Raw genomic sequence first — 14,173 nt, forward strand, 5'->3', positions numbered from 1 at the left:
AGGGCATGATCGAGCTCCACGCGCAGCGATCAGCGCGACTATTATGCACGCCTTCTGGAACCGTCTATCGCTGATCCAGGACCATCAGGCTAGGTTTGACGCTGAGGCGTATCGGAAATACGTTCGCGCACGGCATGCTCGGTCTTGTCTGCTGTGGACTTCACGATCTCGCCGAGCTGATCGGCTATCGTGTCTGCTTCCATATCTTGCCGGCCAGCTTCCTGCTTGATGGTCTCATAGGCGTCGGCGGCGACCTGCTTGGCCTCATCGAGGCCCCTGTCGAGCAAAGTTTCGGCGGAATCGCGAAGCTTGTCGCCATAGGCGCCTAGTTGCTCGTCCTCCGTTGCGGTATGGGGCAGAATTGCACCTATAGCGGCGCCGATGGCGAGACCGACGGCCGCAACGGCCAAGGGTTGATCCTCCAACAGATCTTGCGCGGAGCGGCTGGCTTTCGCCGCCATGTCCCCAGTCGTCGAGCTTGCATTGGCAGCGCTTCCCGTCAGACCCGCCGCAGCGGCTCTTGCGGTGCTCGATATGGTGTCGCCGACGCTGGTAGCGCTCGAGGAGATCGATTCCGCGGCATCGGAGAGCGTGCCGCCCAAGCCGCCGCGCTCCCCTACTGCATCATGTCGTCCCGGCGCTGAAGGCAATGGATAGCCAGCCGAACGGTGGGCGGCGTTTGAGGTACCGCTGCCGAACATCAGCCAGGCCAGACCTGCGCCCACCATGGTGACCGGCAAAGGATTGTCTCGGACCTGCGTTCTGAGATTGCTGAGCATGGCCGCGCTCTCCCCTCCCGAGAACAGCCCGGTGAACTCATCCAGCAATTGTCCGGGCGTCATCTTGCCTCGAATGGATTCGGCGGTCTCCATCACCCGAGCGCGAGCCGCCTCGGCCTCGCGTTCAAGTTCGGCTGCGGATTTCTCGTTCATCTCACCTGCTCCTTAATCGCGCTCGCGTCGCGCTTGAGCTGTCCCTGGGTCCGGTCGGGGGTAAGTTCCGAAGGCGCCATGCTGGCCGTCCCCGTCCGCAGCAGGATGACGCCGAGGACCGCCACGACGACACCGACCAGCAGGGAAGACCACCCCGCGCCAAGCCCTGCCCGCGTCAGTGCGATAATGAGCGCCTGCAGCAACACCAAGAGCGCGGCGAGCAGGCAAATCGCGCCGCCCAGCACTTCCGCGGCACCTGCTCCGGCTTTGGTAAGCTTTTCAGAGAGCTCGGCCCGAAACAGCCTCGCCTCGGTTTGCACCAGAGTGGTGACATTCTGGGCCAAATCGGTGACTAGCCCGGCAAGGCTGGGATTGTCCTGGGTGTTCATCTGTCCTGCTCCGCGTTCTGCGTGGCCCCGTCATCACCGACGAGGCCAAAATCCTGCGAACGATCAGCGGACCAACCCTGGGCCTGATCGGTGTGTGATCCGAGGTCTCCCGGAGCAGCCTGAGATTCGCGCCTTGCCGGTGGAGAAGCCTTGATGAACCGCCCGAGAGCCAATCCGGCTAACACCGATCCCGCAAGCAGGACACCGGGATTTTGGCGGCCGAAGGACTGCACGTCATCAAGGACTTGGCTAAAGGGCTTCTGTTTCAAGGACGATGAAAGCCGCTCAAGGCCACTGGCAGCATCCAAAGCGAACTTCGATGCGTTCCTTTCATCGTTGCTGGCAAGGTGATCGCTGGCCGCTCGCAGTGCACCACCCAACGCCGCCAAGCTCGATCCGATGTCGCGCTGCGCCTCCTCCGCCTTGTCGGAGATGACCTGCGTGGCTTCAGATGCATAGTCGCCAGCCTTACGGGTCACCTCGTCCCGCGCGTCGTGAAGCAACTCGCTGGCACGCTCATTTTCCTGGCGAAGTCTTTCGGAGACGTCGCTTTTCGCCTTGTCGAATTCGGTGGGCTGTCCGCCCTGATCGTTCTCATGCTGCATGAGGCCACCTAGTGAAAACCGAGGAAGGAGAGGACCGCGAGCACGACGACGATAAGGCCGATAAGATAGATTACACTGTTCATGTGCACGTCCTCCGTAGCTTTCCAACTTCGACGAACCTGCGATGTTCCGTAAGTGAGAGCATTTATCTCAGCCGAAACGAAGAGCTTCGTCAGGCACGCACCCAGTCACCAGTGAGTTGCCCTGTCCCTCGTGCGGAGCCCCAGTTGCTCCGTACGAACGGGTGCGCCCGACATGGTTGACGCGATCCCAAAGAAAACCGGAAGAGCGGACTTGGATCGCTTGACCTGGGCAAATATGATCCTGACGCCTTGCAGAGGGACTGGATGGAAATCGGTCGGGTCGAGCGCAAGCTCTCGGCGATCCTTGCGGCTGACCTCGCCGGGTACAGTCAACTGATGGGCGCTGACGAAGAAGGTGCCCTCGAGCGCTTGAACAGCCATCAACGTGACCACCTCGATCCCTGTATTGCCGTCGGCGACATCATCGAACAGGACGGTCACGTCTTGGGCGCGGGGGTCAACATCGCCGCGCGTCTGGAGAGGATCGCCGAGCCTGGCAGGATCTGCGTTTCCGAACGCGTGCAGGAACATGCAGCGGGAAAGATCGGCCTGCGCATCGAGGACTCGTGACGTCCGGCGGAGTGCCCAGAATTTTGCCTGGTATCGTCGCGCCTCATCCATTCGGCCCAGCTGAGCATTTGCCGCGAACATAACAGCCTGAGGGCTGGCCGTTTGGCGACGCCCGCTTTTGGTGAATGGACTGAACCGGGGAACCGACTGTCATGAGGCGCGAAGCCGCCGTTCGCGTCGTGAAAGACATACCTCCACATCGGTGAGATTGTGGAATAGCGGTGACCAACCTGGACTAAGATCTAGGGTCAAAGGGGGCGCTCACGAGCCGCCTAATCGATAGACCGGGATGCCGAGCTTGCGGGCCTTGTCGGCGAGGTTCTCCTGAATGCCGGTGCCGGGAAAGATGATGACGCCGATCGGCATGACCGCCAACATCTGGTCGTTGCGCTTAAAGGGAGCGGCCTTGGCGTGTCTGCTCCAGTCGGGCTTGAAGGCGACCTGCGGCACCTTGCGATGATCGGCCCAGCCGGCGGCGATCTTTTCGGCGCCTTTGCGTGATCCGCCGTGCATCAACACCATGTCGGGGTGCTTGGCACGGATTTGGTCGAGCTTTGCCCAGATCAGCTCGTGATCGGCGGTATCGCCGCCGGAGAAGGCGATCTTGGAGCCAGCGGGCAACATGACGTCGGCTTCCGCGCGCCGCCTGGCCGCGAGGAAGTCGCGGCTATCGATCATTGCGGCGGTGAGATGGTGGTGGTTTACCATCGACCCCGTGCGCGGTCGCCAGGCAGAACCGGTGTACTGATCGTAGTGTTCGGCGGCCTGGTCACGCATCAACTCGAAGGCGTCGCGCCGTTCGATCATGGTCTGGCCCTGGGCGGTGAGTGTCTCGAGTTCAACCGCCTTGATCTCGCTTCCGTCCTGCTCGCGCTGCAGGCGGCGCTGGGCCTGCTCATTGTCGTCCAGTTGCCGCTCGATCCGTTGTACAGCTCGGTGGAAGACATTGGTGACGGACCAGAGCAGGTCATCAAGGTCGGGTTCGAGGCGCGTGTCGGCGAGGGTGCCGATGAGGGCGTCAAAGATGTCGGCCACGGCTCCGGCCACTTGGTCGCCACCGGGGAGCGGTCGCGGATCGGGCTCGTCCGCAAATGGTCGCCAGCCATAGAGCTGGAGTTCGGTGAGGATGTGATCGGTCGCAGAAGCGGCGTGGTGCGGTTCAATGTCGTCGTGCTCGCTCATGGGGATGCTCCCGTCGGTTTGACCGCGACCCTCGCGGCCTTCATGGCGACGAGAGCCCACGGGCGGGTTGGCCCGACACCCCAAGCGAAGCGGAGGGCCGGAGCGCAGCGGAGGATGGCGGCGGCCGGCTATTTTGCATCGCGATGGAAAGGCGTCGCGCCCGATCCCTGCCATTCGCGAGTGGTCGTGCGTCGCCGGAAAATAGTCGGCCGCCGCCATTGCCTGGCCGGCCAGTTCGTGGCCCGATCGCCCTCTCGAAGGCCGGGTCGCGGTTCTCTGCCGGCGGGCTACGCATCCATTGCGCCGCACCGGCACCGTGCGCCGCGCGCTTCCCCTCACGGCTCATGCCGCCTGTGTCAGGTAGCGGATACGATCTTTGCGCATGAGCTGATCCGCAATCGAGGACCGGAAGTCGACAAGTCCGAAATGGCGGAGGTCTTCGTTGAAGTCCTCCGTCACCGGCGACAGCACGATTGCCTCGATTCCGGCGTCCGTAGCGCGCTCTAGCAGGTTGTCTCGGGCACCGTCACCGGCCGGATCGTTGTCGCGGATGACATAGAGCCGGCGCAGGGTCGGCGGGAACAGGATGGCGGCAAGATGGGCTGCTGAGAGTGCCGCAGCCATCGCCATATCGGGCAAGGCGCATCTGAGCGATAGCGTCGTCTCGATGCCTTCGCCTGCCGCCATGACGCTGCCGGGTACGCCGAAGCGGACGGCGTTACCGAGAAGGTCACCCATTGCCCGACGCGGCGTGTCGACCGGTGCCTTGCCGGTGCCATCCGGTGCGAGCCAGGTGCGGTGCGCGCCGGTCAGATGTCCATCCAAGTTGGTAACGGCGGCAATCATTGCCGGCAAGGTCTCGGTCGGTCCATGACCGCCGGGCCGGTAGTAGCAGCGCGGATGGAACCGCAGCGATCCGGTGCCGGACAAAGTCGCAATGCCACGTCCACGCAAATAGGTTTCCACGAGGGTGCCGATAATGGGCTTCGACATGGCGACCAGTCGGCGAGCCGCTTCCGGAGATCCAATGGGGACCTGCGTGATCGGCGCGGCCGGTCGGGGTGGCATGGCATCTGGCATAGCGAGAAACAGGCGCGCCTCATCGGCGACGTCCCGGAAGTTGACCAGTCCGAGGGATTCGCGGATGACGTCGAGCAGGTCGCCATGCTCGCCGGTAGCGGCGTCGGTCCATTTGCCTGGCGGTCCCTTCGGGGATGGCTGCAGACGCACGAACATCGAGCGGCCCGGCGCATTGCGGACGTCGCCGACGCTCCAATAGTTGCCCTGGCGACGGCCATTGGAGAGGTAGTGGCGGCACACCGCCTCGGCATGTTCGGCGAGGCGGTGTGCGAGGTCGGATGCAGCGTGACGCGGAATCATGCAGCCTCCCGCTCACTGACCCGCTCGATTGGGAAGCGGTCGAGCACGCGCTCCAGCACGGCGAGCCCGTTGGCGTCGATCGGCACGAACATCCTGAGCTTCCACGAAATGATCTCGTGGAAGAGACCGTAGGCGGTGAGGCGCTCCCGCATCGTGTCGGTGAAGCCCGACAGTTCGATGCGCCACGCGCCCATGACGCGGCTGCGGCGAAGCTGGAGACCCTCGGCGAGATCAAGGATCGTCCGCCCGTCGATCAGCGCCGCGAGCGCCTGCTCGGGCGATAGCGATGCGACGCCTGTCGCCGTGGCGTTGGCGGCCCAGGCCGGCGTGACAAGGCGACCAATTATGCGCTCGCCCTCGTCGGTCTGAAGTCGAAAAACGCGGGTCGACTCGTTTGGCAGACGCTTCCAGATCGGCAACAACAGGCCCGTCACCATGTGCAGCACGGCATCGGCAAACTCGGGAGTCTCGGCGACCTCCGCATTCCATCCTGCAGCGAAAGCTTCACGGTGGGCCTCGACCCAGCGGGTTTCGCCCATAGCCTTGAGCGGCATGTTCTGGCCTTCCATTGGCCGGATCAGGCGGACCCGCCGCTCGATCTCGCCGTCGTCGAGCATGATGCTGGTGGTTGGGATCTGCACGGCGGCGCGGCCAGATTGCTCGTTGATCAGTAGGATGGCGCGCAAATCGCGAAGGTGATGGAGCGCCGCATCGAGCATGACGGGCCGATTGCGCTTGCGCTGGGTGATCGTCAGCAGCCGCGTTTCGGCGCCGGTGCGCGGATGGGCGTAGATGACCTGCCGGTCGGTGATGACGAAGCTCTCGGCCCGCAGGGTCTCCAGCCCGGTGTCATAGGTGCCCGAGGCGATGGCGCCACCGATCCGAGCGGCCAGAAGCTGCTCGAAGGCGCCGAACAGCACGCCCTGCACTTCGATGGTCAGCGCCAACAGGCGATTGAGGAAGGTGGTGATCGGCGGCAACTCGTCCTTGATGCCGTTGTTGTCCATCAGCTTGAGACCGGTCGCCGCCTCGAAACGCTGGAGTGTGCAGCCCTCGACCTTGCCGCGTACGATCAGGAGATAGAGCTGCCGCAAGGCATCGCCGGCATAGTGGCTTTCAAGATTGTCCTCTGGCCGGAACAGCCCTTGGCCACCGGTCTGGCGCTGGCCGCGCGTGATTGCGCCCAACGTGTCGAGACGGCGGGCGATCGTCGAGAGGAAGCGCTTTTCCGCCTTCACATTGGTCGAGATCGGCCGGAACAGCGGCGGCTGCGCCTGATTGGTCCGATGCGTGCGGCCCAGGCCCTGGATGGCGGTGTCGGCCTTCCACCCGGCTTCGAGCAGATAATGCACACGCAGCCGCGTGTTCCGTGCCAAGAGTTCGGCATGGTAGGAACGACCCGTCCCGCCGGCGTCGGAAAACACCAGAACGCGCTTCTGATCGTCCATGAAGGACTGCGCCTCGGCCAGATTTGCCGACCCTGCTCGGTGCTCGACGACCAGGCGGTCGCGCTTGCGCACGATGCGGCGCGAGCGGCCAGTGACTTCGGCGACGAGGTCCGCGCCGAAATGTTGGACGATCTGGTCGAGCGCACCGGGGACAGGCGTCAAGCTGGCGAGTTTCGCGATCAGCTCGTCGCGCCGGGCGACCGCCTCGCGGCTCTCGACCGGCTGGCCATCGCGGTAGACCGGGCGCGACGACAGATTGCCCTCCGAATCCGTGAAGGGCTCGTAGAGCTGCACCGGGAAGGAATGAGCGAGGTAGTCGAGGACGTATTCGCGCGGCGTGATGTCGACGCGAACATCGTTCCATTCCTCGGTCGGCAACTCGGCCAGCCGCCGCTCCATGAGCGCCTCACCCGTCGAGACGATCTGGACAACGGCCGCATGGCCCTCCTCCAGATCGCCGGTGATGGATTTGATCAGGGTCGGTGTCTTCATGCTGGTCAACAAATGGCCGAAGAAGCGCTGCTTGGCGCTTTCAAAGGCGCTGCGCGCGGTCGACTTGGCCTGGGCATTGAGCGTGCCGGTGCTGCCGGTGATGTTGGCCGCCTGCATCGCAGCATCGAGATTGTTGTGGATGACGCCGAAGGCCCCAGCGTACGCGTCATAGATGCGGACCTGTTCGGGCGTCAGCTCATGCTCGAGCAGTTCGTATTCGACACCGTTGAAAGAGAGCGAGCGGGCGGTATAGAGGCCAAGTGCCCTGAGGTCGCGTGCCAGTACTTCCATCGCCGCCACGCCGCCAGCCTCGATCGCCTCGACGAACTCGGCGCGGGTCGAGAATGGAAAATGCTCGCCGCCCCAGAGGCCGAGCCGCTGGGCATAGGCGAGATTGTGCACGGTGGTGGCGCCAGTCGCCGACACATAGACGATGCGGGCATTCGGCAGGGCGTGCTGTAGCCTCAGGCCGGCACGGCCTTGCTGGGAGGGAGCGGCGTCGCCGCGTTCGCTCTTGCCGCCACCGGCATTTTGCATGGCGTGCGCCTCGTCGAAGATGATGACCCCATCGAAATCCGGACCCAACCATTCGACGATCTGCTTGACCCGCGAAAGCCTCTCGCCGCGATCGTCGGACCGCAGCGTGGCATAGGTGGTGAACAGGATGCCGTCGGCCAGCGTGATCGGCCTGCCCTGCGGGAAGCGGGAGAGCGGGGTGACCAGCAAGCGCTCCATGCCGAGCGCGGACCAGTCGCGCTGCGCATCCTCGATGAGCTTGTCTGACTTGGAGATCCAGACGGCCTTGCGACGGCCCTGCATCCAATTGTCTAGGATTACGGCGGCGGACTCGCGGCCCTTGCCTACACCGGTACCGTCGCCGATCATGAAGCCTTGCCGGAAGCGCACGGCCCGCGCCGCGTCATCTGCCGCCGCGCTAATTACGTCAAAGGTATCGTCGAGCGTCCAGGCGCCGGCGAGATACTCGGCGTGAGCATCGCCCGCATAGATGACGGTCTCGAGCTGCGCGTCCGAGAGCAGGTCAAGGACGTTCTTCGGCAGGCGCGGCCGATAACTCGGCTTCGGCGGCGCGACCGAGGCCATGGCCGCCGATTGCACGAGTTGGGTGGGGTGCGGCTGCGCGCCGGGAATGCGGATCGCCTGAAGCGCGTAGTCCTCGTAGATGGCGTCGCTGATGTGGCCGCCCTCGGCGGCCTTCCAGTCGAGCACCTCATAGGCGAGCTCAACGGCATCGGGATCAGTGAGCGGTGGCCGCGGTGTTATTCTTGCCGTGGGACCAAGATAGCCGCGCACTGTGCGGGGTGCGGCCGACGACGATGTGGGAGTTGCACCTGCGGGTATGGTGACCGGCAGCCGTGCCGGCACATGCTCGCCGACCCATGCGATCAGCGTCGCGGCATCCGGGGCAACGCCCTGATCTGCCGGGAACACGTCCGGATCGTCCGCCGGCACCCGGTCGATGACGGTGAGGCGTGTCGGAAAGGTCGTGCCATGCTTGGCATAGGCCGAGCCGTCGATGGCGGCGGAGAAGACGATGCGGCCACGTTCCTGCAGGCGAGTAAAGGCGGCGGTCCAGGCCGGGTGGTCGGGCGCGAAGTTCGCACCGGTAATCGTCACCAGCCGCCCGCCGGGCGCAAGGCGCGCCAGGGCCGAGGCGATGTGCCGCCAGGCCGCGTCGCCCATGCGGCCCTCGACGTTGGCCATGACCGAAAAGGGCGGGTTCATCAGCACCACGCTCGGCACGGCGCCGGGATAGAGATGGTCGTCGATCTGGGCGGCGTCGAAGCGGCTGGCGCAGACGGCCGGAAAGAGGCCGGAGAGAAGTGCCGCGCGGGTTTCGGCAAGCTCGTTGAGAATGAGCGAGGCGCCGGCTATCTCGGCCAGGATGGCGAGCAGCCCGGTGCCGGCGGAAGGCTCCAGCACACGGTCGGCCGGCGTGATGGCAGCGGCCGTTGCGGCGACCATGCCGAGCGGAATCGGCGTCGAGAACTGCTGGAAGGTCTGTGCTTCTTCGGATCGGCGGGTATGCGTCGGCATGAGCCGGGCGATCTTCGACAATGCTGACAGCCGGAGAGCCGGAGACGCGGCCTTGCGGAACAACGCCTTTCCGTACTTGCGCAGGAAAAGGACCGTCGCAGCCTCGCAGGCATCGTAGGCCTGCTTCCAGTCCCAGGCGCCGGCGGCGTCGGAGGCGCCGAATGCGGCTTCCATCGCCGCGCGCAGCTTTGGCGCGTCGATGCTGTCGCCGCGCTCGAGATGGGGAAGCAGAAGGCCGGCGGCGGCGAAGATAGCGCCGGCTGCACCGGTTTGAGAGAGCGGGAGCGGCGCGGCTGCGGGAACTGCCACAGCGGGCGAGATCATGTACATGGTGTGAACCTCGGGAGAGCGGGGACAGGATCGAGCCGCGCGGCGCTCTCTCTGGACCGTGCGGATTCAAAACCATCCCGGCTCGCCTCTCCCTCTCTGGCCTCCACCGAAGCCAAAATGAAACAAGCGCCCCGCCATGAGGTGGAGCGCTTGCCGGTATCAACCGATCTCGATCATATTCCGCCGTCAGGCCCCGACTTCTGTAGGAAACCATTGGCGCTGTCGGGATCGGGCGGCAGGTAGGCATCATAGGGATTGCCGTCGGCAAGATGAGCGAACGGCGTGAACTCGTAGTGAAGAAGAAAGGGCCGAGCGACCCGCGCCACTCCGCCGACGGTGCTATCCGGCGGCGACCGCGTGTGCGGCAGTCTCATGGGTGGCCGAGCCGGCCTCGTCATCACCGGCCAGGAATTCGGGGAGGTCAGCTTCCTCGCCCACATTCGGCCAGGCGGCGTCATTGCCGCGAAGGCGGAGCGGTTCGGGTAGCCAGCCACTATCGGCCAGGAGGCGCTCGGCCTCTTTGGCCATGTCGGCCTTCTTGAGATGGTCGATAAGCTGGGCGGCCTGGTCGCCGGCGCCTTCGCGCACGGCTTCGAGAATGCGGGACTTGGTGACGCGACCGAGATAGTTATCCACCGTCGGCCGCCAGCCGGCATCTACCATGTCAAGCCCGGTGGCACGGGACAACCGATCGGCTTCACGCCGGCGCTGATCGAGTCCATGCTGGGAAACGCCGCTGCCGTAGGGATTGGGTCGTTCGAACAAGGCGTTGATCCCATAGCTGACGCAATGCGCCAGCAGCGTCTGCCGGCTTGCTTCATCGAGTCCGTCGAGCCACGCCCATAGGGCCTCGTCGTCATCCAGTGGAATGTCGCTCTTCCATGCCTCATGGCGCTCATGGACGGCCTTGGCCGCAGGGCTGTCCTTGAGACCGACGTCCTGCCACGGCAAGTGGACATGTCGGACGAAGGCCTCGACGCAGCCGATGGCGGAACGCTGACCGAAGGTGTCGAGGACGAGCCGGTGCAAGAGCGCCGTGATGGCCACATGCTGGTTCTCGGCCACTGCATTGCGCAGCGCCAACGTGCGATGGGCAGTAAGTTCGATGACCAGGCGCTCGGGTAGCGGCTTGATGGTGTCGCCGTCATCCTCCTCAGGCTCGGACGCCTGCGCGCCGATGGTGATAATGGCGCGGGCCGAAGGATTGTGTCTGCTGTCTTCGTTCTCGGTGGCGCAACCTGGCTCGGCCGAGTGGCCGTCGACCGCCTGCATCGCTTCGTCCTCGGGGCGCACATGGCCCCGATCGACGACGAGATCGCCATCACGATCGATGCTGATGAACACACCGGCGCGGGCGATCTCGGCCCCATCGTAGTGCATCGGCCGGCTCTCGAAGGCCTCAAGCGCGGTCTCGATGTGACCGAGGCGCTGATCGACATCGTCGGGGAGTTCGTCGGATTCGCCATACTCGGCTTCCAGCCGGTCGTACTCCGCCCGCAGGGCTTCGCGTTCCGCCCGCTCCGCGTCGGTCAGACCGACGGGGGTGCCAGCGATTGCCCGCAGACCGTGATTGTACCCGTAGGGCAGATCGGCATCGACCACGATCCACTTCCAGCCCTCCGCCGCGATCTCGTCGGCGATCGACTTCAGCCTATCGCCGACCAAGCGGTCGAGCAGAGCGGGGTCCTGCAGCCAGCCGCCATTGTCGGCCTCGAACAGGTCGCGCAGCACCACGCCGCCGGCAGCGACATACGCGTCGACACCGACGAACAGCGCCCGGCGATCGCTTGCCCGCACAGTGGTCTCCGTCAGCAGGCGCCGGATCTGCTGCGGCTCCTTCGACCAGGAGTTTTCGAGCGCCTCCCAGACCTGCTCCTGACGGGCGTGATCGTCGGTCACGGTGAACGCCATGAGCTGCTCGAGCTTCATGCCATCCTGCTCGTAAATCTCCTGCAGCTTGGCCGAAACCCTGGCCAGCCTGAGGCGCTGCTGCACGAATGTTGCGGAGACGAAGAAGCGTGCGGCAATCTCCTCATGGCTCGCGCCCTGGTCATGAAGTGTCTGGAAGGCGCGAAACATGTCGAGCGGATGTAAATCTTCGCGCTGAAAATTCTCGGCCAGCGAGTCCTCCTCGATCGGGACCGCGCTGTGGGCGTCGCTTATGACGCAGGGAACTGGCTCGGTCTTGATCATGCGCTTGTGCTTGACCAGCAGTTCCAGCGCGCGATAGCGGCGCCCGCCAGCCGGCACCTCGAACATGCCGGTCTCGTTGCCCTCGCCGTCCAATACTGGCCGGACGTTGAGGCTCTGGAGCAGGCCGCGCCGTGCGATAGACGCGGCGAGGTCCTCTATGGTTTCCCCGCGCTTGATGCGCCGGACATTGGACTGACTCAGCATCAGCTTGTCGAAGGGGATGTCACGTGAAGCGTTGAGGGTGATCTTCTGCTTGGGCGTAGTCATGAGATTATCTCCGCGACGGGGCGACCGAGACTCTCTCGACCTCCAAACCCGTCAAAAAAGATGGGCGCAGCCCTCTCACTCTGAGGACTGAGCCGCACCGAAGATCCAGAGGTGGGACAGGGCCGCAGACACGACTGCGCATCTGCGGCTTGCGGATTACAAGCTAGATCTCACTCGCCGTCTCGGCCAGATTGGCCGGCATGGTCGAGTTGCGTTCGGCGTCGCGAAGGTTCCGCCCCGGCGGACGGCCTCTGCCCAGACGGAAATCGGCAGGTCGGTGCCAAAGAGCATGTCCCGCTCGATGCCGATGCCGAAAGGTAGCCGGATCGACGTCATCTCGAGCGCGGTTCCGAGCCAAATTCCTTCGCCGAGTTGATTTGAAGAGCTTCACCACCGGTACGTGTTCGGCGTCGCGATCGCGGCTATTGGCGAGCAGGCACGCGCAGTTCCTCGGTGAGAACGATCATGCCGCCCTCTTCTCGATTTCGACCTCATCGACGTTGCCGGGTCCTGCCCTGGTTCCGTTGTCAGGTTGCGGAAGGAAGGCGAGCAACCAGTCGGCTGCCCTGCTGGCCTGGGAGGCGGCACGCACGATGGCGCGGTTGTCTTCGCGCAGGACATCGAGCCAGGAGCCCAGGTAATCGGCGTGGCGCACGGTCGGCACAATACCTAGCGAGGCGCAGCAGAAGGCTGCGTTCATTTCGGCGACCAGTTCCTCAAAAGCATATCGCTTTGTGCCGAAGGCGCCGCCGAGGTCACGGCCGACGCGGGAGGGATGGCCGGTCGCATGGCCAAGCTCGTGCAGGGCGGTGCGGTGCCAGTCAATGGTCTCGAAATACGCCTGCGGAGGCGGCACCTGCACGTAGTCGTGCGCCGGCACATAATAGGCGCTATTGCCGCCGATGCGGAAATCGATCCCTGTCGCCTTGATTAGTGCCTCTACGGCCGGTTCGATCAGTCCGGGCTCTGGTGCGGGCGGAAACATCGCCAGATCGTCGGGCAGATTTTCGCATTGCGCGACGTTGAAGACGGTGAAGCGCTTCAGAAACTGTATGGCCCGTGCTGCCTCGCCGGTCTCCCGCGCGCGTTTCTTCTCGTCGTCAGGGATGAAGCGGTCAGAATAGACGACGGTGGTCCCGTGTTCGCCCTTGCGGACATGGCCGCCCAGCGATAGCGCCTGGCGGAAAGTCAGCCAGCCCTGGACGGGAAAGCCATGCTCGACGACCGCACCCCACAGGATCAGCACGTTGATCCCCGAATAGGCACGGCCAGAGGCGGCATTGGCCGGCATGGCGAGGGGTGCTTGCGCCGCCGCCGTGCCCCAGGGCACCCAGGGAAAGCGCCCAGCCTCCAGCTCGGCGATGATCTTGTTGGTGATATCATCATAGAGGCTTGTCCGGTCGGCGCCGGCGCGAGCGTAATGTCTGGACATCGGGTTTCTCCGCGACGGGCGCCGGAGGCCTCTCCTCCAGCTCTCAACCCGTCACGGCAAACCGGTCCGTACTCTCACTCTAGAGGCATAGCCCAGGCCTCGAAGGGGACGCTCCTGAACTCGGGGCAAAGGCGGTCCGCGCCAATCAGTAGTGTCGCTGACCTATGGTTATTGCTGCCGGACTGCGTGCCGAATGCGGTCGGTAAGCGTTTGTGCGACGTCGAAATAACCTTCCCAGGCTTCGCGCAACTGAGCCCGCGCGGCGGCGGCGAAGACATCGAAGCCGTTGGCGTTTTTCGCAGGTGGGCAACTCATCCCAGCTGACAGGCACCGCGCACAACGCCCCCGTGCGTGCCCGAGTCGACAGGGGCAGATTGCAGTGGAGCCCTGGCCGTTGCGCAGGTAATCGAGAAACATTCGGCCCTTGCGCTTGTTGAGAGTGCCGTCTACTCGGACATGAGGAACTCGGATACATGTCAATACGCTGCCTGGGATTCGGTTCCATGCCCAAGCACCGCGCCGGCGACCGTCGGCGCTCAAGAAAGAACGGCGCATAAGCCGCAGTCCTGCGCGCGGCCGCAACAGCGGACAATTGTCACGCGCAGGACGGAGGAAATTCGCCCCCCGCCGCGGGCGGTGAGCAGGACAGCCGTAGGAGCGTCAGCATAGCGCCGGCCGCAGGACGGGACGCGGGACCGACTGTCCCCGTCCGCGGTGGTCCGCATGTTTTGGTTCGAAGCCCACCGGCTGAGATCGCGCAGTTCAGTTCTCGACAGTCCGACCGCTGATCCGCGATGATGCAAACAGGATTGAAC

General features: G+C 64.5%; 10 protein-coding genes and 1 pseudogene. 1 reads left to right on the top strand and 10 read right to left on the bottom strand.

Annotation, left to right across the window (positions count from 1 at the left end; all coding sequences use genetic code 11):
* Window positions 1-89: 89 nt before the first annotated feature.
* Genes NKL04_RS11100 through NKL04_RS11110 form a run of 3 tightly spaced genes read right to left on the bottom strand, consistent with a single transcriptional unit; the run spans window position 90 to window position 1,926 of the window.
* The gene (locus NKL04_RS11100; protein WP_352723713.1) at window positions 90-932 is read right to left on the bottom strand and encodes a hypothetical protein; all 843 of its coding nucleotides are present in this window, start codon (window positions 930-932) and stop codon (window positions 90-92) included.
* A complete protein-coding gene (locus NKL04_RS11105) occupies window positions 929-1,321 on the bottom strand; it encodes a phage holin family protein (RefSeq protein ID WP_023702904.1) in 393 nt (130 codons plus the stop codon). Before NKL04_RS11105 ends, NKL04_RS11100 begins: the two co-directional genes overlap by 4 nt.
* Window positions 1,318-1,926, bottom strand: coding sequence for a hypothetical protein (locus NKL04_RS11110; RefSeq protein WP_023702905.1), 609 nt, complete (start codon window positions 1,924-1,926; stop codon window positions 1,318-1,320). Before NKL04_RS11110 ends, NKL04_RS11105 begins: the two co-directional genes overlap by 4 nt.
* 347 nt (window positions 1,927-2,273) lie before the next feature.
* Between NKL04_RS11110 and NKL04_RS11115 the strand changes: the two genes are divergently transcribed.
* Window positions 2,274-2,579 carry a nucleotidyl cyclase domain-containing protein gene (locus NKL04_RS11115; protein WP_031214161.1) on the top strand — a complete coding sequence of 102 codons (306 nt, stop codon included), beginning with the start codon at window positions 2,274-2,276 and terminating at the stop codon, window positions 2,577-2,579.
* Between the two features lie 261 nt (window positions 2,580-2,840).
* Here NKL04_RS11115 and NKL04_RS11120 read toward each other — a convergent pair whose 3' ends face one another.
* The 7 genes and pseudogenes from NKL04_RS11120 to NKL04_RS11150 all read right to left on the bottom strand — a co-directional run bounded on the left by NKL04_RS11120 (window position 2,841) and on the right by NKL04_RS11150 (window position 13,358).
* Complete coding sequence (locus NKL04_RS11120) at window positions 2,841-3,761, bottom strand: DUF2493 domain-containing protein (RefSeq protein ID WP_023673137.1); 921 nt, start codon at window positions 3,759-3,761, stop codon at window positions 2,841-2,843.
* A gap of 342 nt (window positions 3,762-4,103) precedes the next feature.
* Window positions 4,104-5,141, bottom strand: coding sequence for a DUF7146 domain-containing protein (locus NKL04_RS11125; RefSeq protein WP_023673138.1), 1,038 nt, complete (start codon window positions 5,139-5,141; stop codon window positions 4,104-4,106).
* Complete coding sequence (locus tag NKL04_RS11130; RefSeq protein ID WP_023673139.1) at window positions 5,138-9,466, bottom strand: strawberry notch family protein; 4,329 nt, start codon at window positions 9,464-9,466, stop codon at window positions 5,138-5,140. The genes NKL04_RS11125 and NKL04_RS11130 overlap by 4 nt, the downstream gene beginning before the upstream one ends.
* Before the next feature lie 173 nt (window positions 9,467-9,639).
* Window positions 9,640-9,759, bottom strand: a pseudogene (locus NKL04_RS32080) (DUF6117 family protein); the annotation flags it as partial.
* 46 nt (window positions 9,760-9,805) lie between these two features.
* Window positions 9,806-11,926, bottom strand: coding sequence for a ParB/RepB/Spo0J family partition protein (locus NKL04_RS11140; protein ID WP_352723716.1), 2,121 nt, complete (start codon window positions 11,924-11,926; stop codon window positions 9,806-9,808).
* 156 nt (window positions 11,927-12,082) lie between these two features.
* Window positions 12,083-12,262, bottom strand: coding sequence for a DUF2958 domain-containing protein (locus NKL04_RS32085; protein WP_502903339.1), 180 nt, complete (start codon window positions 12,260-12,262; stop codon window positions 12,083-12,085).
* Window positions 12,263-12,389: 127 nt separating this feature from the next.
* Entirely contained in the window at window positions 12,390-13,358 is a 969-nt protein-coding gene (locus tag NKL04_RS11150) for an ArdC family protein (protein ID WP_023673142.1), read from the bottom strand.
* Window positions 13,359-14,173 lie beyond the last annotated feature (815 nt).

Origin of the sequence: Mesorhizobium sp. C264A (genome assembly GCF_040324515.1) — a bacterium.
Classification (GTDB): Bacteria; Pseudomonadota; Alphaproteobacteria; order Rhizobiales; family Rhizobiaceae; genus Mesorhizobium.

Coding starts and splice junctions, on each gene's coding strand:
- NKL04_RS11150 (WP_023673142.1), bottom strand. CDS start 13,358: ATGTCCAGACATTACGCTCGCGCCGGCGCCGACCGGACAAGCCTCTAT.
- NKL04_RS11140 (WP_352723716.1), bottom strand. CDS start 11,926: ATGACTACGCCCAAGCAGAAGATCACCCTCAACGCTTCACGTGACATC.
- NKL04_RS11125 (WP_023673138.1), bottom strand. CDS start 5,141: ATGATTCCGCGTCACGCTGCATCCGACCTCGCACACCGCCTCGCCGAA.
- NKL04_RS11115 (WP_031214161.1), top strand. CDS start 2,274: ATGGAAATCGGTCGGGTCGAGCGCAAGCTCTCGGCGATCCTTGCGGCT.
- NKL04_RS11130 (WP_023673139.1), bottom strand. CDS start 9,466: ATGTACATGATCTCGCCCGCTGTGGCAGTTCCCGCAGCCGCGCCGCTC.
- NKL04_RS11100 (WP_352723713.1), bottom strand. CDS start 932: ATGAACGAGAAATCCGCAGCCGAACTTGAACGCGAGGCCGAGGCGGCT.
- NKL04_RS11110 (WP_023702905.1), bottom strand. CDS start 1,926: ATGCAGCATGAGAACGATCAGGGCGGACAGCCCACCGAATTCGACAAG.
- NKL04_RS11120 (WP_023673137.1), bottom strand. CDS start 3,761: ATGAGCGAGCACGACGACATTGAACCGCACCACGCCGCTTCTGCGACC.
- NKL04_RS11105 (WP_023702904.1), bottom strand. CDS start 1,321: ATGAACACCCAGGACAATCCCAGCCTTGCCGGGCTAGTCACCGATTTG.
- NKL04_RS32085 (WP_502903339.1), bottom strand. CDS start 12,262: ATGACGTCGATCCGGCTACCTTTCGGCATCGGCATCGAGCGGGACATG.